18 protein-coding genes are annotated in these 17,740 nt (G+C 57.8%); 13 read left to right on the forward strand and 5 right to left on the reverse strand.

What is annotated here, in order from left to right; translation table 11 throughout:
* Window positions 1-56 precede the first annotated feature (56 nt).
* Window positions 57-878, forward strand: a complete 822-nt coding sequence (locus DFR38_RS14740) for a cytochrome C assembly family protein (protein WP_059284840.1) — start codon at window positions 57-59, stop codon at window positions 876-878.
* A 63-nt stretch (window positions 879-941) separates the two neighbouring features.
* The gene (locus tag DFR38_RS14745) at window positions 942-1,295 is read left to right on the forward strand and encodes a ComEA family DNA-binding protein (protein ID WP_059284841.1); all 354 of its coding nucleotides are present in this window, start codon (window positions 942-944) and stop codon (window positions 1,293-1,295) included.
* A 47-nt stretch (window positions 1,296-1,342) separates the two neighbouring features.
* Here the strand turns inward: DFR38_RS14745 and DFR38_RS14750 are convergent, their stop codons facing one another.
* Window positions 1,343-2,740 carry a cryptochrome/photolyase family protein gene (locus DFR38_RS14750; RefSeq protein WP_059284858.1) on the reverse strand — a complete coding sequence of 466 codons (1,398 nt, stop codon included), beginning with the start codon at window positions 2,738-2,740 and terminating at the stop codon, window positions 1,343-1,345.
* Window positions 2,741-3,081: 341 nt separating this feature from the next.
* Between DFR38_RS14750 and DFR38_RS14755 the strand changes: the two genes are divergently transcribed.
* The 7 genes from DFR38_RS14755 to yacG all read left to right on the forward strand — a co-directional run bounded on the left by DFR38_RS14755 (window position 3,082) and on the right by yacG (window position 9,859).
* Window positions 3,082-4,218, forward strand: coding sequence for a porin (locus tag DFR38_RS14755; protein WP_059284842.1), 1,137 nt, complete (start codon window positions 3,082-3,084; stop codon window positions 4,216-4,218).
* Window positions 4,219-4,436: 218 nt separating this feature from the next.
* On the forward strand, window positions 4,437-6,149 hold the full coding sequence (gene pilB, locus DFR38_RS14760) for a type IV-A pilus assembly ATPase PilB (RefSeq protein ID WP_059284843.1): 1,713 nt from the start codon (window positions 4,437-4,439) through the stop codon (window positions 6,147-6,149).
* A gap of 17 nt (window positions 6,150-6,166) precedes the next feature.
* Entirely contained in the window at window positions 6,167-7,387 is a 1,221-nt protein-coding gene (locus DFR38_RS14765; RefSeq protein WP_110313575.1) for a type II secretion system F family protein, read from the forward strand.
* A gap of 11 nt (window positions 7,388-7,398) precedes the next feature.
* Entirely contained in the window at window positions 7,399-8,259 is an 861-nt protein-coding gene (locus DFR38_RS14770) for a prepilin peptidase (protein WP_239688527.1), read from the forward strand.
* A complete protein-coding gene (coaE, locus tag DFR38_RS14775) occupies window positions 8,249-8,860 on the forward strand; it encodes a dephospho-CoA kinase (RefSeq protein WP_059284845.1) in 612 nt (203 codons plus the stop codon). The genes DFR38_RS14770 and coaE overlap by 11 nt, the downstream gene beginning before the upstream one ends.
* A 39-nt stretch (window positions 8,861-8,899) precedes the next feature.
* Window positions 8,900-9,658, forward strand: a complete 759-nt coding sequence (gene zapD, locus DFR38_RS14780) for a cell division protein ZapD (protein ID WP_059284846.1) — start codon at window positions 8,900-8,902, stop codon at window positions 9,656-9,658.
* Between the two features lie 3 nt (window positions 9,659-9,661).
* Entirely contained in the window at window positions 9,662-9,859 is a 198-nt protein-coding gene (gene yacG, locus DFR38_RS14785; RefSeq protein WP_059284847.1) for a DNA gyrase inhibitor YacG, read from the forward strand.
* A gap of 67 nt (window positions 9,860-9,926) precedes the next feature.
* On the opposite strand, the gene DFR38_RS14790 is transcribed toward yacG, so the two are convergent.
* Window positions 9,927-11,168, reverse strand: a complete 1,242-nt coding sequence (locus DFR38_RS14790; RefSeq protein ID WP_059284848.1) for an N-acetylmuramoyl-L-alanine amidase — start codon at window positions 11,166-11,168, stop codon at window positions 9,927-9,929.
* Window positions 11,129-11,614: a tRNA (adenosine(37)-N6)-threonylcarbamoyltransferase complex ATPase subunit type 1 TsaE gene (gene tsaE, locus DFR38_RS14795; protein WP_239688528.1), complete on the reverse strand. Its 486-nt coding sequence runs from the start codon at window positions 11,612-11,614 to the stop codon at window positions 11,129-11,131. The genes DFR38_RS14790 and tsaE overlap by 40 nt, the downstream gene beginning before the upstream one ends.
* Window positions 11,615-11,659: 45 nt before the next feature.
* Here tsaE and queG point away from each other — a divergent pair, with 45 nt between their 5' ends.
* Complete coding sequence (gene queG, locus DFR38_RS14800; protein WP_338059438.1) at window positions 11,660-12,736, forward strand: tRNA epoxyqueuosine(34) reductase QueG; 1,077 nt, start codon at window positions 11,660-11,662, stop codon at window positions 12,734-12,736.
* 19 nt (window positions 12,737-12,755) lie between these two features.
* Here queG and DFR38_RS14805 read toward each other — a convergent pair whose 3' ends face one another.
* Window positions 12,756-13,220 (reverse strand): GNAT family N-acetyltransferase, encoded by a 465-nt coding sequence (locus DFR38_RS14805; RefSeq protein WP_059284851.1) that lies wholly within the window; start codon window positions 13,218-13,220, stop codon window positions 12,756-12,758.
* A gap of 1 nt (window position 13,221) precedes the next feature.
* Entirely contained in the window at window positions 13,222-13,641 is a 420-nt protein-coding gene (locus tag DFR38_RS14810; RefSeq protein ID WP_082693289.1) for a MaoC family dehydratase, read from the reverse strand.
* A gap of 241 nt (window positions 13,642-13,882) precedes the next feature.
* Here DFR38_RS14810 and DFR38_RS14815 point away from each other — a divergent pair, with 241 nt between their 5' ends.
* From DFR38_RS14815 to DFR38_RS14825, 3 genes are all read left to right on the forward strand, one after another.
* Window positions 13,883-14,632 (forward strand): electron transfer flavoprotein subunit beta/FixA family protein, encoded by a 750-nt coding sequence (locus DFR38_RS14815; protein ID WP_059284853.1) that lies wholly within the window; start codon window positions 13,883-13,885, stop codon window positions 14,630-14,632.
* 3 nt (window positions 14,633-14,635) lie between these two features.
* Window positions 14,636-15,571 (forward strand): electron transfer flavoprotein subunit alpha/FixB family protein, encoded by a 936-nt coding sequence (locus tag DFR38_RS14820; RefSeq protein WP_059284854.1) that lies wholly within the window; start codon window positions 14,636-14,638, stop codon window positions 15,569-15,571.
* A gap of 217 nt (window positions 15,572-15,788) precedes the next feature.
* A complete protein-coding gene (locus DFR38_RS14825; protein ID WP_059284855.1) occupies window positions 15,789-17,570 on the forward strand; it encodes an acyl-CoA dehydrogenase in 1,782 nt (593 codons plus the stop codon).
* The last annotated feature ends 170 nt before the right edge of the window (window positions 17,571-17,740 follow it).

Below are 17,740 nucleotides of genomic sequence, written 5' to 3' on the forward strand. Positions count from 1 at the left end.
TGTCGATTTTACCACGAGCTGCCGGGTTGACGCCCGCAAATGATGGCGCTAACACCATGACTGCTTTTATTTTTGTTCTGACAATCCTGCTCATCTGCGCCTATGGCGGCCTTTCCTGGCACTTTATCGGCAACTGGAAGGGTGTGGCCAGTTTGCCGCGCAACCCCCGTTTCGAGCACACCCTGTTGGGCATTATCTTGCTGCTGCATGCCTATGCCGTGATGTCGCCGCTATCGGAAGGCAGCATGATTTCGCTGGGCGTTGGCCGTGCCTTGTCCGTGGTGGTGTGGATGATGCTGGTGATTTACTGGACCTGCAGCTTCTTCTATCGGGTGGAGGGCTTGCAACTGTTCATGATGCCGCTGGCCATGACGACACTGGGATTTGCGCTGGTTTTCCCTGGCGAGCACATCATGCATGATCTGGGCAACCCGGCTTTTGCCCTGCATGTATTGGTATCCATTGTGGCGTACAGTCTGTTTGCCATTGCCGCCTTGCTGGCGGTGCTGATGCTGTTCCTGGAAAAGGCATTGCATGACAAGCGCTGGTTGTCTCTGGTACGGCAATTGCCACCACTGCTGTCGCTGGAAAAAATGATGTTCCAGGTGATTGGCATCGGCTTCATGCTGCTCACCGTGTCTCTGCTGACTGGCGTGGTCTTTTCCGAAGAGGTGTTTGGCAAGGCGGTGGCCCTGAGCCATAAGACGGTTTTTTCCGTTATTTCCTGGCTGCTGTTTGCGGCGCTGCTGCTGGGGCGTCACTTCAAGGGATGGCGTGGCAAGGTGGCGATCCGCTGGACACTGGCTGGTTTCGCAGCTTTGCTACTGGCTTATATCGGCAGCAAAATGGTCTTGGAGTTGTTGTTGCATCGTGTCTGATCAGCTTGTCGTAGTGGCTTATTCTTTTTGTCATCACTTCCACCTGAAATGAGGAACTGCTTCATGAAAAAACTGTTTGCCATGATTGTGGGCCTGCTGTTTATCTGCGCCTCTGCCTTTGCCGCTATCAATATCAACACGGCTACCCAGCAACAGCTGGAGTCCCTCAATGGCATTGGGCCAGTCAAAGCCAAAGCCATCATCGACTACCGTACCAAGAACGGTGCTTTCAAATCGGTCGATGACTTGAAGAAGGTATCTGGCATCGGTGACAAAACCCTGGAAAAGCTGCGCAAGGATATTGCGGTGAGTGGAGCTAGCGCGGCTCCGGCGGCTGTGCCGGCCAAGGCAGCTGCGCCAGCAGGCAAACCGGTAACGACCAAGAAAGAAGCCTCCAAACCGGTGGCAAAGAAATAAGCATGGATGACCAAAACAAAGCGCCCCACGGGGCGCTTTGTTGTTATCTAGCTCTTGTTTTTACCAAATAGCAGCAAGGCGCGCTGACGCTGTACAGCATGTTCCACAATGGGAGCAGGGTAGTCGTGTTCAAGCTGGAAACCCAGTGGTGGGTTTTTGGCCAACCAGGGGGCATGAATGTCCTTGTTGTTAAACGATGCCAGTTCCGGTACATAGCGTCGGATGAACTTGCCTTCAGGATCGAATTTTTCCGATTGTGTTACCGGGTTGAAAATGCGGAAGTAAGGCTGTGCGTCGCACCCGGTCGATGCCGCCCATTGCCAGCCGCCATTGTTGGCCGCGAGGTCAAAGTCAAGCAATGTCTCGGCAAAGTAGGCCTCACCCCAGCGCCAGTCGATCAGCAAGTCTTTGACCAGAAAGCTGGCTGCGATCATGCGCAGGCGGTTGTGCATATAGCCGGTTTGCTTCAATTGCCGCATGGCGGCATCAACGATGGGATAGCCGGTGCGTCCCTCCTGCCATGCAGCAAACCACTCTGGTGAGTTTTCAAATTCCAGCTGACGGTATTCTTCTTTGAAGCTGTTGCCCACTACCTGGGGGAAGTGCCAGAGCAGCTGTTGATAAAAGTCGCGCCAGATGAGCTCTCCCAGCCAGCATTCGGCTCCCTCTCCTTCTTGCTGCCAGGCAAATTGCGCCAGTTTCCTGATGGAAATAGTGCCAAACCGCAAATGCGCCGACAGGTAAGAGACTCCTTTTGTTGCAGGATAGTCGCGCCAGTTCTTGTAATGGTTAACACGCAGCATAAAGTCGGCAAAGAGCTGATCCGCGGCTGCACTTCCACCTTGCAAGGCCGTGTGTGCCCGCGTGAAGCCAAGGGTCTCCAGCGCGGGGAGGGGGGCAGTCTGCCAGCGATCCAGCTGCGCCAGATGGTTTTGACTGGGATAGGACTGAACAAAGAATGGCTCCAGCCGTTTAAGCCAAGCATTCTTATAAGGTGTGAACACGGTATAAGGACGGCCAGCGGTAGTCAGTACCTCGTCAGTTTCAAAAATCACCTGATCCTTGAACAGCTCCAGTTGTCCCGACTGTTGAGCCAGCTTGGCGGCAACCTGTTCATCGCGCAGTATCGCCGCGGGCTCGTAATCACGGTTGGCGAAAACCTTGCCTGCATTCCATTGTCGGGCCAGCTCAGGAATGATGTCCTGTGCCCGGCCATGCGCCACATGCAAATCACTGCCGGCTGCCTGCAGTCCTTGGCGCAAGTCAGCCACGCAGTCCCAGATGAAGGCGATGCGCCGGTCTGCCGGCGGTAGTGGGGCAAGGATGTCGGTGTCAAACACAAAAACACAGCGCACTGCCGCGCCAGACTTCAAGGCATGGAACAGGCCGGCATTGTCAGCAAGGCGCAAGTCCCGCCGGAACCAGAAAATATGTGTTTGAGGCATGATCATGCTCGCTCGTGTTGATGGGTTCAGGGGCTGATGATGCAATTTTTCATCATTTTTGCAACACATTTGCCGGTGTGTTGTTTTTTTGGTTGAGTGCTTGTTTTTGGTATTTTTCTGTAAATTTCTATATAAATCAATGACTTGATTTGTATTTTTGTCGCTGGGTCTTGCATGCTTGCTGTGTGGCATGCTGCGATGTTTTGTATTTTTGCAACGAGCGCTTTATATTTCAGGCAGCAACTAGCCGATCAATCGGCAGTGAAAAAATGTCCGGGAGCCTCAGACGTAAGGGGCAATCTAACAGGACTACATTAAACTGACTTCGAAAGGAATTAGCGATGAACAAGAAGCTGATCGCCCTGGCTCTGGCCGCTCTGCCGGTAGCCCACGCAATGGCTGATGTAACCATTTACGGCACTATCGAAGCCGACATGGAAAGCAGCAAGACCTTTGCAGCTGGTGTTGGCAAGGCCGCCAATGGTGCTGGCCAGCTGAAGTCTGCAACCCGCATCGACGATACCGGCTCCCTGATCGGTTTCAAGGGTAACGAAGACCTGGGTAATGGCCTGAAAGCCATCTGGCAAGTTGAGCAAGGTCTGAGCATCGATGGTACCACTATCAATGCATCCAACACCTTTGCCACCCGCGATTCTTTCGTTGGTCTGCAAGGTGCTTTTGGTAAGGTACGTCTGGGTAAGCTGAGCACTTTCCTGAACTCTGATGCAGGTGCTCCGGATGCTTGGATCTATGGCAACGCTGGTGTAAACGGTCTGTCCTACAGCTCCATCAACCAACTGGATGGTCGTGTTAAGAATGCCATCCGTTACGACCTGCCCGAAGTTGTTGCAGGCCTGAGCGGTGCCGTTCTGTACGGTACCGATGAGTCCCGAGCTGTTAATGCTACTACTGGCCAGCGTCAGAATCAGCAAGTTTGGAGTGTCGGCGCTACCTACACCAACTCCGGCTACTTCGGCACTTTCGGTTACAACCGTTTTGCTGATGACTACGTTTCCGGTAACACTCTGAAGGGTGGCAACTACTGGCGTCTGGAAGCTGGCTACAATGCCAACAATATCTTGGCTGCTGCTTACTATGGTCAAAGCAAGCTGGCTATCGGTGATGGTTCCACTGGCACTGATGCTACTTTCAGCTACTTGTTCTCTTCCGTTGCTAACTCCAGCCCGTTTACTAGCGGTTCCGAGCTGAAGAAGAAAGAAGCTGGCATCACTCTGGGTTACACCATCGGTGCGATTACCCCGAAATTCTCCTACGGCCGCGTTTGGGGTGCTTCGGTTAACGGCGCAGATGTTAAGGGTCACCTGAACCAGTACGTTCTGGGTGCTGACTACGCTCTGAGCAAGCGTACCACTGCTTACGCTTCCTACGGTTATGTTCAAGATACCTACCAAGACAACCTGAACAACAAGTACTCCAACGAGCACACCGTTGCTGTCGGTGTTCAGCACAAGTTCTAATTCTCGCTTAGAGAGTTAAACTCAAGAAAAAGGACTGCTTCGGCAGTCCTTTTTTTATGTCTGAGCTGGAGTGGTGATCTGTACTGTTTTCCACGGAGTCGATTGGCTACTGCAGGTGGCGACGGTGCTGCCACTTTGCGCCGCCTGCGCATATAATGCCTGCATGGTTGTGGCAATGCCCCTGTGCTAGGGGTGCTGAGAATTGACAAAGGGATTTTATGGAAGCTTCTGCGGGGATATCTGGCCTGGGGCGGGCACTCGTTCAGAATAATGCCTTGCTGTTGCAGGATGCCGAGGCGATTCAGCGTCTGGCTCAGGCTTCCGGTATCAGCTTTGTCGAGCAGTTGATTGCCAGTAAGAAAATGTCAGCCGTCGAGGTGGCGACCTTTGCCTCCGGTGTATTTGGTTATCCCTTGCTGGATATGGGGGCGATTGATCCGGCTCAGCTCCCCAAGGGCATGGTGGATGAGGAGTTGATTGGCAGTCGCCGCCTGGTTCCCTTGTTCAAGCGGGGTAATAAACTCTATATCGGTACATCTGATCCTACCCAGACCTCGGCTTTTCATGCCATTACCTTCAAGACCGGCCTGACCGTCGAGGTGGTGGTGGTCGAGGATGACAAGCTGTCCAAGGTGATCGGCAAGTACACCGAGGATGCCACGGCTGCCATCAAGGCGTTGGAAAACGAGGATTTTGGTGATCTGGAGTTTGTCGATCCGGATGCGCCGACCGCTCACAGTGAAACCAATCAGCCAGATGTCGATGATGCACCGGTGGTCAAATTCATCCACAAAGTACTGTTGGATGCCATTACTGGTGGGGCTTCCGATGTTCACTTCGAGCCGTATGAGAAATTTTATCGTATCCGTTACCGGGTCGATGGTCAGCTCAAGGAAATTGCTCAGCCCCCCTTGCTGCTGAAAGAAAAGATCGCCTCCCGCATCAAGGTGATTTCCCGCCTGGATATTTCAGAAAAGCGGGTTCCTCAAGATGGCCGCTTGAAGCTGGTGCTGTCGAAGACGCACTCGATTGATTTTCGTGTCAGTACCTTGCCAACCTTGTATGGCGAGAAGATTGTGATGCGTATTCTTGATGCCTCTGCGGCATCGCTGGATATCGAACAGCTGGGTTTCGAACCGGAACAAAAGAAATTACTGCTGGAGGCCATTGGTCGCCCCTATGGCATGGTGCTGGTTACCGGACCAACCGGTAGCGGCAAAACGGTGTCGCTTTACACCTGCCTGAATATCCTGAACAAGCCGGATATCAATATTTCCACTGCCGAGGACCCGGTAGAAATCAACTTGCCTGGTATCAATCAGGTCAACGTCAATGAAAAAGCGGGCCTGACCTTCTCGTCGGCCTTGAAAGCCTTCTTGCGGCAAGATCCCGATGTGATCATGGTGGGGGAAATCCGTGATTTCGAGACCGCGGATATTTCCATCAAGGCAGCACAAACCGGTCACATGGTATTCTCCACGCTGCATACCAATAATGCGCCGGCTACCCTGACCCGTTTGCTGAACATGGGGGTGGCACCGTTCAATGTGGCCAGCTCGGTATTGCTGATCATGGCGCAGCGTCTGGCACGTCGCTTGTGCAACCATTGCAAGGCACCGGTGGACATTCCGGATACCGCCTTGCTGAGGGCAGGGTTTAGGCAGGAGGAGCTGGATGGTAGCTGGAAACCTTATGGCCCGGTGGGCTGCGATGAGTGTCGCGGCTCCGGCTATAAGGGGCGTACCGGTATTTATGAAGTGATGCCGATTACCGATGCCATGACCCGGTTGATCATGCAAAATGGCACCGCGATTGATATCAATGATCTCGCCTTGAAAGAGGGTATGGTCGATCTGCGGCATGCGGGTCTGCTCAAGGTCAAGCGAGGGCTGACCTCGCTGGCTGAAATCGAGGCAGTGACCAACGATTAGCTAGAAGAAAGACAAGCATGGCGACCGTGGCGAAAAAGACAAATCCGGGGTTTATCTGGGAGTGGGAAGGCAAGGACCGGTCCGGCAAGGTCATCCGTGGCGAGCTGCGTGCGGAAACCGAGGCCGTTGCCAAGACGCAATTGCGGCGGCAGGGTATCAATGTCCTCAAGGTAAAGCGCCGGCGTGGCGGTTTTGGTCGCAAGATCACCGAAAAAGACATCACGCTGTTTACCCGTCAGCTTTCCACCATGATGCGCGCCGGTGTGCCCTTGCTGCAGGCATTTGATATCACGGCCAAAGGTCACAGCAATCCGGCTGTGACCAAGATGCTGCTGGAAGTTCGCGCCGATGTGGAAACCGGCCTGTCTCTGGCGGAAGCCTTTCGCAAAAAGCCGCTGTATTTCGACAAGCTGTTTTGCAATCTGATTGCGGCGGGCGAGACCGGCGGTGTGCTGGATTCCTTGCTCGACAAGTTGGCCACTTATAAAGAAAAAGTGATGGCCATCAAGGGCAAGATCAAATCCGCCATGATCTACCCGACGGCGATTATTGCTACCGCCTTTATCATTACCGCCGTGATCATGATTTACGTGATCCCGGCCTTCAAGGACCTGTTCTCCAGCTTTGGTGCCGATCTGCCGGCGCCGACATTGGTGGTGATCTGGTTGTCGGATTTCTTCGTTCACTGGTGGTGGCTGATTTTCGGCTCGATCTTCGGTGGCATTTTTTCTTTCTTTTATGCGTTCAAGCGTACTCCCAAGTTGCAGGAGCAGTTTGATCGCATCTTGCTGAAGCTGCCGGTGATTGGCGACATCATCCGCAAGGCGACCATTGCCCGCTGGACGCGTACCTTGTCCACCTTGTTTGCTGCGGGTGTCCCTTTGGTCGAGGCGCTGGATTCGGTGGGTGGGGCATCGGGTAATCAGGTCTATAGCGAAGCCACCAAGCTGATTCAGAATGATGTCAGTGCCGGCTCCAGCCTCAGTTATTCCATGCAGCGCACCGGGCTGTTTCCCAATATGGTGCTGCAGATGACCTCGATCGGCGAGGAGTCCGGCTCGCTGGACCAGATGCTCGACAAGATCGCTGATTTCTATGAGGAAGAAGTCGACAACGCGGTGGCCTCGCTTTCCAGCCTGCTGGAGCCGGCCATCATGGTGATTCTGGGGGTACTGATTGGTGGTCTGGTCATCGCCATGTACATGCCGATTTTCAAGATGGGTCAGGTGGTAGGTTAAGCATGGCTGAAATGGCAAGTGTATTCGCTGGCAATGCCGGCTTGCTGGTGCTGGTGGTATTGCTGTTTGGCCTGCTGGTTGGCAGCTTTCTCAATGTGGTGATTCACCGCCTGCCCAAGATGATGGAACTGGGCTGGCAGCAGGAGTGCGATGCCTACCTGGGGAGGGAGCCGACGGCACGCCCCCGCTACAATCTGCTGGTCCCGGCATCGCATTGTCCGGTCTGCCGGCAAGAGGTCCGCCCCTGGCAGAATATTCCCCTGCTGAGTTATGCCTTGTTACGTGGGCGTTGTCATGCCTGCAGCACGCCGATCAGCCTGCGTTATCCGGCGGTGGAGCTGCTCACTGGTGGCCTGTTTGCACTGCTGGCCTGGCATTATGGCTGGAGTGTGCAACTGCCGGCCTACCTGGCACTGACTGCGGTGCTGGTGGCACTCACCTTTATTGATGCCGATACCCAGTTGCTGCCAGACAGCCTGACGCTGCCCTTGTTGTGGGCCGGCCTGCTGTTCAATCTGCTGACCGGTACAGTCGCACTTTCCGATGCAGTGCTGGGTGCCATGGCCGGCTATCTGAGCTTGTGGCTGGTGTACTGGCTGTTCAAGCTGGCTACCGGCAAGGAGGGCATGGGGTATGGTGATTTCAAGCTGCTGGCAGCCTTCGGTGCCTGGCTGGGCTGGAGCATGTTGCCCCTGATCATCCTGCTGTCTTCGCTGATGGGGGCGGTGGTCGGTATCGTACTGATCCTGCTGGCCCGCATGGGGCGTGGCCAGGCCTTGCCGTTTGGGCCGTATCTGGCAGCAGCCGGCTGGATTGCCTTGCTGTGGGGGCAGGATATTGTCAGCTGGTATCTGAGCACCTATGCCCATTGAGATTGTCGGCCTGACTGGAGGCATCGGTTCCGGGAAAAGTGCTGCCGCTGCGCACTTTGTCACACTGGGTGTGCCGGTGGTGGATACTGATGTCATTGCGCATGCACTGACAGCGGCTGATGGCGTGGCCATGCCCTTGCTCGCTGCCGAATTTGGCCGCCAGGTGGTGGCTGTCAACGGTGCGCTGGACCGTGCCGCCATGCGTGCACTGGCCTTTGCTGATCCGGCTAATCGCCGCCGGCTGGAGTCCATCCTGCATCCGCTGATCCGGGCCGAATCCGTGCGCCAGCTGGATGCCGCTCGTGGGCCCTATGCGTTGCTGGTGGTGCCCTTGTTGTTTGAAAATCCGGATTATCTGGCGCTGGTGCGGCGCAGCCTGCTGGTGGATTGTGCGGAGGAGGTGCAATTGGCACGGGTGCAAGCCCGCAGTGGTTTGACCGCCGAGGCGGTACGCGCCATCATGGCGGCGCAGATGCCGCGTGCGCAAAGACTGGCACGCGCCGACGATGTCATCGATAATGATGGCTCGCTTGCGGCATTGCAGCTTCAAGTCGAGGCCAAACACCAGTATTATCTTGCAAACCTTGCCCACAGCCAGTGACAAGGCATTTTCCAAGCCACCAAGAAGGGCAAACGTCTTGTGATCAGTTTTGAGTTTCCTGTCACCGAGCGAACCCGTACCCTGCTTCGACTGGAGCAGCTGTATGACCGGCTGGCTTATTTTCTTGGCAAGGATCATCCGCTGGATCATCACGCCGGCTTGCTGGTGTTGTTCGAATTGCTGGAAACGGCCTCCCGTGCCGATTTGAAAGCCGATCTGCTGCAGGAGCTGGAGCGGCAGAAGCAGGTGCTGGAAGCGCTGCGTGAAAATCCCAATGTGGCGGAAGAAACGCTGGAAAAGGTCCTGGACGAAATCGAGCTGTCTTCCAGCCAGCTGCTGGGCGTCACCGGCAAGTTTGGCCAGCACCTGCGTGAAAACGAGTGGCTGATGGCCATCAAGCAGCGTGCCGGTATTCCCGGTGGTACCTGCCAGTTCGATTTGCCGTCTTATCATCTGTGGCAGCAAAAACCGGCGGAAGAGCGGCGACGCGACATGCGGCGCTGGGCAGCACCGCTGATGCCGACGGCTGAGGCCGCCCGCATCCTGTTGCATCTGCTGCGCGACAGCGGCAAGACCCATCATTATGTCGCCCGCAATGGCGCTTTTCAGCAGATGTCCGGTGGCAAGGTGGTGCAGATGATCCGCATCGCCTATGACCCCAGTCTCAATGTATTGCCGGAATTGTCCGCCAACAAATATGCCATCAATGTCCGCTTCGTCAGTGCCGTTACCGGTGAAAGCCGGCCCCGCCAGACCGAGTGCGATGTCGAATTTACCCTGACCAACTGCAAGTTCTGAGCCATGTCCCAAGCTGTTCGTACCGTACCTTGCCCTACCTGTGGCGCAGCCGTGCGCTGGGAGCCTGCCAGCGAGTTTCGTCCGTTCTGCAGCGAGCGCTGCAAGATGATCGATCTGGGCGAGTGGGCCAGCGAGACTTACCGGCTGCCGGCGCAGGAGGAAAGCCCGGATAGCGAAATCGATCCCTCGCGCTACTCCTGAGCCGTTTCGGCCATATGAAAAAAACAAGGCCCGCAATTGCGGGCCTTGATCATTGCCGGCAGTCCACTCAGGCGCGGGCAGCCAGCGCGGCTCCCTGGGTGAAATAGGCTTTGACGCCACTGAGGATGGAGCCAGCCATTTGCTGCTGGAAGTCGCCATCCAGCAGGCGCTGCTCTTCTTCCGGATTACTGATGAAGGCGGTTTCGACCAGGATGGACGGAATGTCTGGGGCCTTGAGCACGGCAAATCCGGCCTGCTCGACCTGGGCGCTATGCAGCTTGTTCAGGCTACCCACCTTGCCCAGCATGATCTTGCCCAGCTTCAGGCTGTCATTGATGGTGGCGGTCTGGGTCAGGTCCAGCAGTGTATGCGCCAGGAACTTGTCCTTGCTGGCAATCTTTACCCCACCGATCAGGTCCGAGCTGTTTTCAGATTGCGCCATGGTCTTGGCAAAGGCACTGGAAGCACCTTTCTCGGACAAGGCAAATACCGACGAGCCACGGGCGCTGCGATTGGGTGCCGCGTCGGCATGGATGGAAATGAACAGGTCGGCATTCAGTTTGCGTGCTTTGGCCACGCGTACGCCCAGCGGAATGAAGATGTCTTCCTCGCGGGTCATGAAGGCCTTCATATTGCGTTCGGCATCAATCATGCGCTTGAGCTGCTTGCCAATGTGCAGCACGATGTCTTTCTCGCGGGTGCCATTCATGCCGATGGCGCCGGGGTCTTCCCCGCCGTGGCCCGGGTCCAGCATCACCACGATGGGGCGGCCCGCATCATTTTTCTTTGGCTTGACCTGCGGCGGCGGCTCGGTGAGCTTGCCCTTGTTGTAGTCGTCCAGCAACGCCATCAGCGGGTCATCCTGTGCGCCAGTGGCGGGGTAGAGGTCAACCACCAGCCGGTGCTTGTATTCGGCTACCGGGTTAAGGGTGAAAGCCTGCGGCTTGACATCAGTCTTGAGCTCCAGCACCAAGCGTACCGTATCCGGGCTGAATTGCCCGGCGCGGGCGGTCTTGATGTAGGGGTCGGCGTCGGCGATCTGGCTGCTGATGTCTTTCAGCACGCTGTTGAGCTGTACCCCTTCCAGGTCGATCACCAACCGGTCGGGATTACTGATGGTGAACTGTTTGAACTTGATGGCATCGCTGGCTTCCAGCGTGATGCGGGTGTAGCTGGAGGCCGGCCAGATGCGAATGGCGACCACCTGGCTATTGCCGGCAAAGCCAAGCTTGCTGACGCTGAGCAGAAAGGTGGCGGCTGCCGCGCCAATCAGGCGGCGGCGGGTGGGGTCGAAAGTCGAGTCAGGCATGACTGTCCGGTTTCTGTGCTTGCGGTTAAACGATACGTGCGACCCTGACCGCTGACCTCGAGTTCCAGCGTCAGGTCGGCCATGGGCAATAAGTCCCCAGCCTTGTCCGGCCACTCCACCAGGCAGACGGTATCCTGGCCGAAGTAGTCGCGAAAGCCGGCATCATCCCATTCTTCCGGGTCGGCAAAGCGGTACAGGTCGAAATGGTGCACGGTCAACTCTGCCAGCGGGTAACTTTCAACCAGAGTATAGGTCGGGCTTTTCACTCGGCCTTGATGGCCCAGGCCGGCCAGCAGGCCGCGGCTGAAGGTGGTTTTGCCGGCCCCCAGGTCACCCTGCAGGAATATCACCACGCCGGCTTGCAAGGCATGCGCCAGCGCGCCGCCCAGTGCGAGGGTGGCGGCTTCATCGGGCAGGCTGCCGCAGTGAACGCTGGTATCATCCATGGCCATATGACTGAGAAATCCTATCAAAACATGGATTATCCCGAATTGGCGCGCCAAATCAAAGCCTGGGCACAAGAATTGGGCTTTGCCGATGCCAGAATCGGCCATGCCCGGCTGCCAGAGCAGGCCGAACGCGAGCTGCAAGCCTGGCTGGACGCGGGCTGCCATGGCGAAATGGACTATATGGCGCGGCATGGCGCGCTGCGGGTGAGGCCGGCCGAGCTGGTGCCCGGCACGCTGACCATCATCAGCGTGCGCATGCCGTACTGGCCGGCGGAGGCGCAGGCCAGCGAGCCGGTACTGCAGGATGGCCGCCTGGCCTATCTGTCACGTTATGCGCTGGGGCGTGATTATCACAAGGTCTTGCGTGCCCGCCTGCAAAAGCTGGCTGACCATATCACCCAGGCTATTGGTGATTTCGGTTACCGGGTGTTTACCGACAGTGCGCCGGTGGCCGAGGTGGCGCTGGCGGCACAGTCCGGTCTGGGCTGGCGCGGCAAACATACCCTGTTGCTGAACCGGCAGCAGGGCTCGCTGTTTTTCCTTGGTGAGCTGTTTACCAATCTGCCCCTGCCGGTGGATGAGGCGGAGGACGGACATTGCGGCCGCTGCACCCGCTGTATCGATATCTGTCCGACCCAGGCCATTACCGCGCCTTATCAGGTGGATGCGCGCCGCTGCATTTCCTATCTGACCATCGAGCTGAAGTCGGCCATCCCGCTGGAGCTGCGGCCCTTGATCGGCAACCGGGTCTATGGCTGTGACGACTGCCAGCTGGTTTGTCCGTGGAACCGCTTTGCCGTCAATACCAAGGAGGCCGATTTTGCCGTGCGGCATGGGCTGGATGGCGCGTCCCTGCTTGCGCTGTTTGGCTGGAGTGAAGCCATGTTCAAGGAAAAGCTGGCGGGTAGTCCGATCTACCGCATCGGTTACGCCAAGTGGCTGTCCAATCTGGCGGTTGGCTTGGGCAATGCGCCATACGATCCAGCAATCGTTGCGGCGCTGGAGCAGCGGCTGGATTGGCCGGACCAGCTGGTGGCCGAGCCGGTGCGCTGGGCTTTGCAACAGCAGCGCCAGCGCGCAGCGGACGGCCATGAAAAAGGGAGCCTGGCGGCTCCCTGATCCAGCAGGCCGGCTCAGCTCAGTTGAGCGGCTTGGTGAAGTGAAACGAGGTGATGCTGAATCCCTTGCGGAAATACAGACGATGCGCCTCGGTGCGCCAGGTGCCGGAATCCAGCACCTGAAAGCCGCAGCCCAGTCGTCGCGCCTCCTCGGCACACCAGTCCAGCAACTGGCTGCCTATGCCTTGCGAGCGGTGGGCTTCATCGCTGACCAGGTCATCGATATACAGCCGCAGGTCCTCATAGGTGTTTTCATACACCCGGTACAGTGCCAGCCCCAGCGGCTTGCCGTCGCCATCCAGCGCCGCCACCATGCGTGCGCCAAACGAACAGACGCGTTGCATTTTTGCCGCATAGCTGTGGCCGTGTTCCGGCAGCATGGGGCGCAACTGGCGATGCAGGCTGCTGCACTGGGCCAGCAATGCCGGCTCGGTGACCTTGCCGGATTCGTCAGTCAGCGGCACGATGCGCAAAGACAGGGCCATTTCATTCGCCACGGGACGGTGCAATCACCAGTGATTCACCCTCCAGAATCACCTTGCCCTGCACCAGGCACTGGGTAGCCAGCTTGACGCGTTTCTTTTCCGGGAAGATTTCCACCACGGTGGCGCGCGCGGTGACGGTCTGGCCAATGCGCACCGGTGCCTTGAAGCGGGTGGATTGCGACAGGTAGATGGTGCCATTGCCCGGCAGCCTGGTGCCGACTACGGTGGAGATCAGGCTGGCGGTCAGCATGCCATGGGCGATGCGGCCGGCGAACGGTGTGGTTTCCGCATACTCCTGGTTGATGTGCACCGGATTGTCATCGCCGGAAACGGCAGCAAACATCAGGATATCGGCTTCGGTAATGGTTTTGGCGTATTCGGCAGAATCGCCGACCTTGATATCTTCAAAGTAGACTGTCATGAGGGTGTCTCCGGCTATGACGTTGAAATTGCTGCACTGCATTGTGCCATGCAGCAGACGAAATGCAAATTAAGCGGAAATGACGTAGTATCTGCAATCAGTTGTTTTTTTGCTACGTGCCACACACTAAAATTCAACCAAACGCTCGTTTGAAATGGCGTTGGGGCATAATTCGGGAAACACCACGGTAGCAAGTCCCTTCCGAGTTCGATTAACCCAGAGAGCTATTCGCTGGAGGAATATGAAAGTTCTAGTCGCTGTTAAACGCGTTGTCGATTACAACGTGAAGGTTCGGGTGAAGGCTGACGGGTCTGATGTCGATGTCGCCAACGTCAAGATGTCGATGAACCCCTTTGACGAAATCGCGGTGGAAGAAGCCGTGCGTCTGAAGGAAGCCGGCAAGGCCACCGAGATCGTTGTTGTTTCCATGGGTGTGAAGCAGTGCGAGGAAACCCTGCGCACCGCGCTGGCCATGGGGGCTGACCGCGCCATCCTGGTGGAAACCGACACCGAACTGCAACCGCTGGCCGTGGCCAAGCTGCTGAAGGCTGTTGCCGACAAGGAACAGCCGCAGCTGCTGATCGTCGGCAAGCAAGCCATTGACGACGATGCCAACCAGACCGGCCAGATGGCTGCCGCGCTGCTGGGCTGGGCACAAGGCACCTTCGCCTCCAAGGTGGATGTGGCTGCGGAAACGGTGGACGTCACCCGTGAAATCGACGGTGGCCTGGAAACCGTCAAGCTGCGCCTGCCGGCCGTGGTCACCGCCGACCTGCGCCTGAACGAGCCGCGCTTCATCAAGCTGCCCAACATCATGGCCGCCAAGAAAAAGCCGCTGGACAAGACCAGCCCGGCTGATCTGGGTGTCGATGTCACTCCGCGCCTGAAAACGCTGAAAGTGGCCGAGCCTGCCAAGCGCTCTGCCGGCATCAAGGTAGCCAATGCTGCCGAGCTGGTAGCCAAACTGAAAAACGACGCAAAGGTGCTGTAAGCCATGGCCATTCTCGTTATCGCTGAACACGACAACCAGGGCCTGAAAGCAGGCACCCTGAATACCGTAACCGCCGCTGCCAAGCTGGGCGAAGTGCACGTGCTGGTGGCTGGCCAGAATGCCGCTGCAGCTGCCGAAGCTGCCAAGAATGTGGCTGGCGTGAGCAAGGTACTGCTGGCTGATGCCGCCCAGTACGCGCACGGCCTGGCCGAAGCGCTGTCCGCGCTGGTGGTGGAAGTGGCCAAGGGCTACAGCCATGTACTGGCGCCGGCTACTTCTTTTGGCAAGAACCTGCTGCCGCGCGTGGCTGCCTTGCTGGATGTGGCGCAGATTTCCGAAATCACCGCCATCGAATCCGCCGATACTTTCGTGCGCCCGGTCTACGCCGGTAACGTGCTGGCCACCGTGCAATCGGCTGATGCCGTCAAGGTGATCACCGTGCGCACCACCGCTTTCGATGCGGCGGCCGCTCAGGGTGGCTCCGCTGCGGTGGAAAGCGTGGCCGTGGCTGCGGATCCGCAACTGTCCAGCTTTGTTGGCCAGGAACTGACCAAGTCCGACCGTCCGGAACTGGGCGCCGCCCAGATCATCGTGTCCGGTGGTCGTGCGTTGGGTTCGGAAGAACAGTTCAAGGCCGTGATCGAACCGCTGGCTGACAAGCTGGGCGCTGCCGTGGGTGCTTCGCGCGCTGCGGTTGACGCTGGCTACGCGCCGAACGACTACCAGGTTGGCCAGACCGGCAAGGTGGTGGCGCCGCAACTGTACTTCGCGGTGGGTATTTCCGGTGCCATCCAGCATCTGGCCGGCATGAAGGACTCCAAGGTGATCGTGGCGATCAACAAGGACGAAGAAGCGCCGATCTTCCAGGTAGCCGATTACGGCATCGTCGGTGACCTGTTCACCGTGGTGCCGGAACTGCTGGCCGAGCTGTCCAAGTAATGCAGTGCGGGGAGGGGAGACCCTCCTCATCCGAGCAGGCAAGATAGCCGCCGGATCAAAACAAAAAACAACCGGCTACGACCGGTCTGCTTCATGGAGGAGCAAGCTACCCCGCCGCGGCTCGCGGCGGGTGGGCATGCTCATGCATCAGGTGGACGGCGTGCCGGTTTTTTCATATCTACGACGATTGTTGTGCAGCAAGAATGAGGAGAGACTGATGATTTATAATGCGCCAGTTAAAGAAATTCGCTTTGTTCTCAATGAATTGGCCGAGCTGACCTCGGTGTGCAGCCTGCCGGGTTATGAAGACTGCTCGGTCGAACTGGTGGATGCCATTTTGGAAGAAGCCGCCAAGTTTGCCGAAGGCGTCTTGGCGCCCATCAACAAGCAGGGTGACAAGGGCGCCACGCTGAAGGATGGCGAAGTGACCGCCGCCCCCGGCTTCAAGGACGCCTGGCAGCAATATGTCGAATCCGGCTGGGTGGGCCTGCGTGCCCCGGCTGATTTTGGCGGGCAGGGCATGCCGGCCCTGGTGGCCATTGCCGCCGAAGAAATGTGGTGTTCGGCCAATCTGGCCTTCTCGCTGGCCCCGCTGCTGACCTTGGGTGCGGTAGAAGCCATTCACCACCATGCCTCTGAAGAACTGAAAGCAGTCTACCTGCCGCGCATGTCCAGTGGCGAATGGACCGGCACCATGAACCTGACCGAACCGCAGGCCGGTTCCGACCTGGCCCAGGTGCGCTCGCGTGCCGTGCCGCAGGCCGATGGCAGCTATCTGGTGACCGGCCAGAAGATTTTCATCACCTGGGGTGAGCACGATATGGCCGACAACATCGTCCATCTGGTGCTGGCCCGCCTGCCGGATGCACCGGCCGGAGTGAAGGGCATTTCCCTGTTCATCGTGCCCAAGTTCCTGGTCAATGCCGATGGCAGCCTGGGTGCGCGCAACGATGTGCGCTGCGTCTCCCTGGAACACAAGCTGGGCATTCATGGCAGCCCCACGGCGGTGATGAGCTTTGGCGATAACGGCGGTGCGGTCGGCTATCTGGTGGGCGAGGCCAACAAGGGCCTGGGCTATATGTTCACCATGATGAACCACGCCCGTCTGGGGGTGGGGGTGGAAGGCATGTCGGTGTCCGAGCGTGCTTACCAGAAAGCCGTCGAGTACGCCCGTGACCGCGTGCAAAGCCGTGCCGTTGGCTCGCCGGACCCGGCTGGTGTGGCCATCATCAAGCACCCCGACATCCGCCGCATGCTGATGACCATGCGCAGCCAGATCGAAGCCCAGCGCGCACTGGCTTTCTATACTGCCGCCGCACTGGATCGCGCCTCGCGCCACCCGGTGGCCAGCGAAGCGGCGCGCAATCAGGCGCTGGTGAATTTCCTCATCCCTATCGTCAAGGGCTGGAATACCGAGCAAGCCAACGAGCTGACCAGCCTGGCGGTGCAAGTGCATGGCGGCATGGGCTTTATCGAAGAAACCGGCGTGGCCCAGTACTACCGTGATGCCCGCATCACCGCCATTTATGAAGGCACCACCGGCATTCAGGCGCTGGACCTGATTGGCCGCAAAACCTTTAGCGAAGGCGGTGCCACCGCCCGCGCGCTGCTGGAAGAGGCGCGAGCTACTGCCGACAAGCTGGCCGCTGCCGGTTACGCCAGCATGGCTAGCAATCTGCAGCAGGCCGCGGCCGAGGCTGAGCGCTGTGTCGCCTTCATTCTGGAGAGCTTTGGCACCCAGCCGCAGCTGGCCGCTGCCGGGTCGGTACCTTTCCTCAAGCTGATGGGCATTGTGCTGGGTGGCTGGCAACTGGGCCGCGCTGCACTGATCGCGCGCGAAAAGCTGGGCGAAGACGGTGTGGACGAGGATTTCCTCAAGGCCAAGATCACCACCGCCCGCTTCTTTGCCGAGCACCTGCTGCCGCAGGTTTCCGGTCTGGCTGCAGCCATTGTGGCAGGGGCAGACAGCGTGCTGGAGCTGGACGACAGCCTGTTCTAAGCTGACGTTTCATGGTGCTGAACAGCCACCTGCGGGTGGCTGTTTCTTTATGTAAAAGTATTGGAAACAAGGCAGGGCGGTTTCAAGAGCCAAGTGCAACGGTGGTTGGAATCCTGATATCCAGATTGAAGCAACATTCCCAGAATGCTTCGCTGGGCTTCTTAAACCCT

Origin of the sequence: Aquitalea magnusonii (genome assembly GCF_003202035.1) — a bacterium.
Lineage (GTDB): Bacteria > Pseudomonadota > Gammaproteobacteria > Burkholderiales > Chromobacteriaceae > Aquitalea > Aquitalea magnusonii.

What these genes read in the sequence shown, in the direction of transcription:
- DFR38_RS14810 (WP_082693289.1), bottom strand. Translation starts at nt 13,641, where the DNA reads ATGACAGTCTACTTTGAAGATATCAAGGTCGGCGATTCTGCCGAATAC.
- DFR38_RS14750 (WP_059284858.1), bottom strand. Translation starts at nt 2,740, where the DNA reads ATGCCTCAAACACATATTTTCTGGTTCCGGCGGGACTTGCGCCTTGCT.
- DFR38_RS14745 (WP_059284841.1), top strand. Translation starts at nt 942, where the DNA reads ATGAAAAAACTGTTTGCCATGATTGTGGGCCTGCTGTTTATCTGCGCC.
- coaE (WP_059284845.1), top strand. Translation starts at nt 8,249, where the DNA reads ATGCCCATTGAGATTGTCGGCCTGACTGGAGGCATCGGTTCCGGGAAA.
- tsaE (WP_239688528.1), bottom strand. Translation starts at nt 11,614, where the DNA reads ATGGATGATACCAGCGTTCACTGCGGCAGCCTGCCCGATGAAGCCGCC.
- DFR38_RS14805 (WP_059284851.1), bottom strand. Translation starts at nt 13,220, where the DNA reads ATGGCCCTGTCTTTGCGCATCGTGCCGCTGACTGACGAATCCGGCAAG.
- DFR38_RS14740 (WP_059284840.1), top strand. Translation starts at nt 57, where the DNA reads ATGACTGCTTTTATTTTTGTTCTGACAATCCTGCTCATCTGCGCCTAT.
- DFR38_RS14825 (WP_059284855.1), top strand. Translation starts at nt 15,789, where the DNA reads ATGATTTATAATGCGCCAGTTAAAGAAATTCGCTTTGTTCTCAATGAA.
- DFR38_RS14815 (WP_059284853.1), top strand. Translation starts at nt 13,883, where the DNA reads ATGAAAGTTCTAGTCGCTGTTAAACGCGTTGTCGATTACAACGTGAAG.
- DFR38_RS14820 (WP_059284854.1), top strand. Translation starts at nt 14,636, where the DNA reads ATGGCCATTCTCGTTATCGCTGAACACGACAACCAGGGCCTGAAAGCA.
- DFR38_RS14765 (WP_110313575.1), top strand. Translation starts at nt 6,167, where the DNA reads ATGGCGACCGTGGCGAAAAAGACAAATCCGGGGTTTATCTGGGAGTGG.
- DFR38_RS14770 (WP_239688527.1), top strand. Translation starts at nt 7,399, where the DNA reads ATGGCAAGTGTATTCGCTGGCAATGCCGGCTTGCTGGTGCTGGTGGTA.
- pilB (WP_059284843.1), top strand. Translation starts at nt 4,437, where the DNA reads ATGGAAGCTTCTGCGGGGATATCTGGCCTGGGGCGGGCACTCGTTCAG.
- DFR38_RS14755 (WP_059284842.1), top strand. Translation starts at nt 3,082, where the DNA reads ATGAACAAGAAGCTGATCGCCCTGGCTCTGGCCGCTCTGCCGGTAGCC.
- yacG (WP_059284847.1), top strand. Translation starts at nt 9,662, where the DNA reads ATGTCCCAAGCTGTTCGTACCGTACCTTGCCCTACCTGTGGCGCAGCC.
- DFR38_RS14790 (WP_059284848.1), bottom strand. Translation starts at nt 11,168, where the DNA reads ATGCCTGACTCGACTTTCGACCCCACCCGCCGCCGCCTGATTGGCGCG.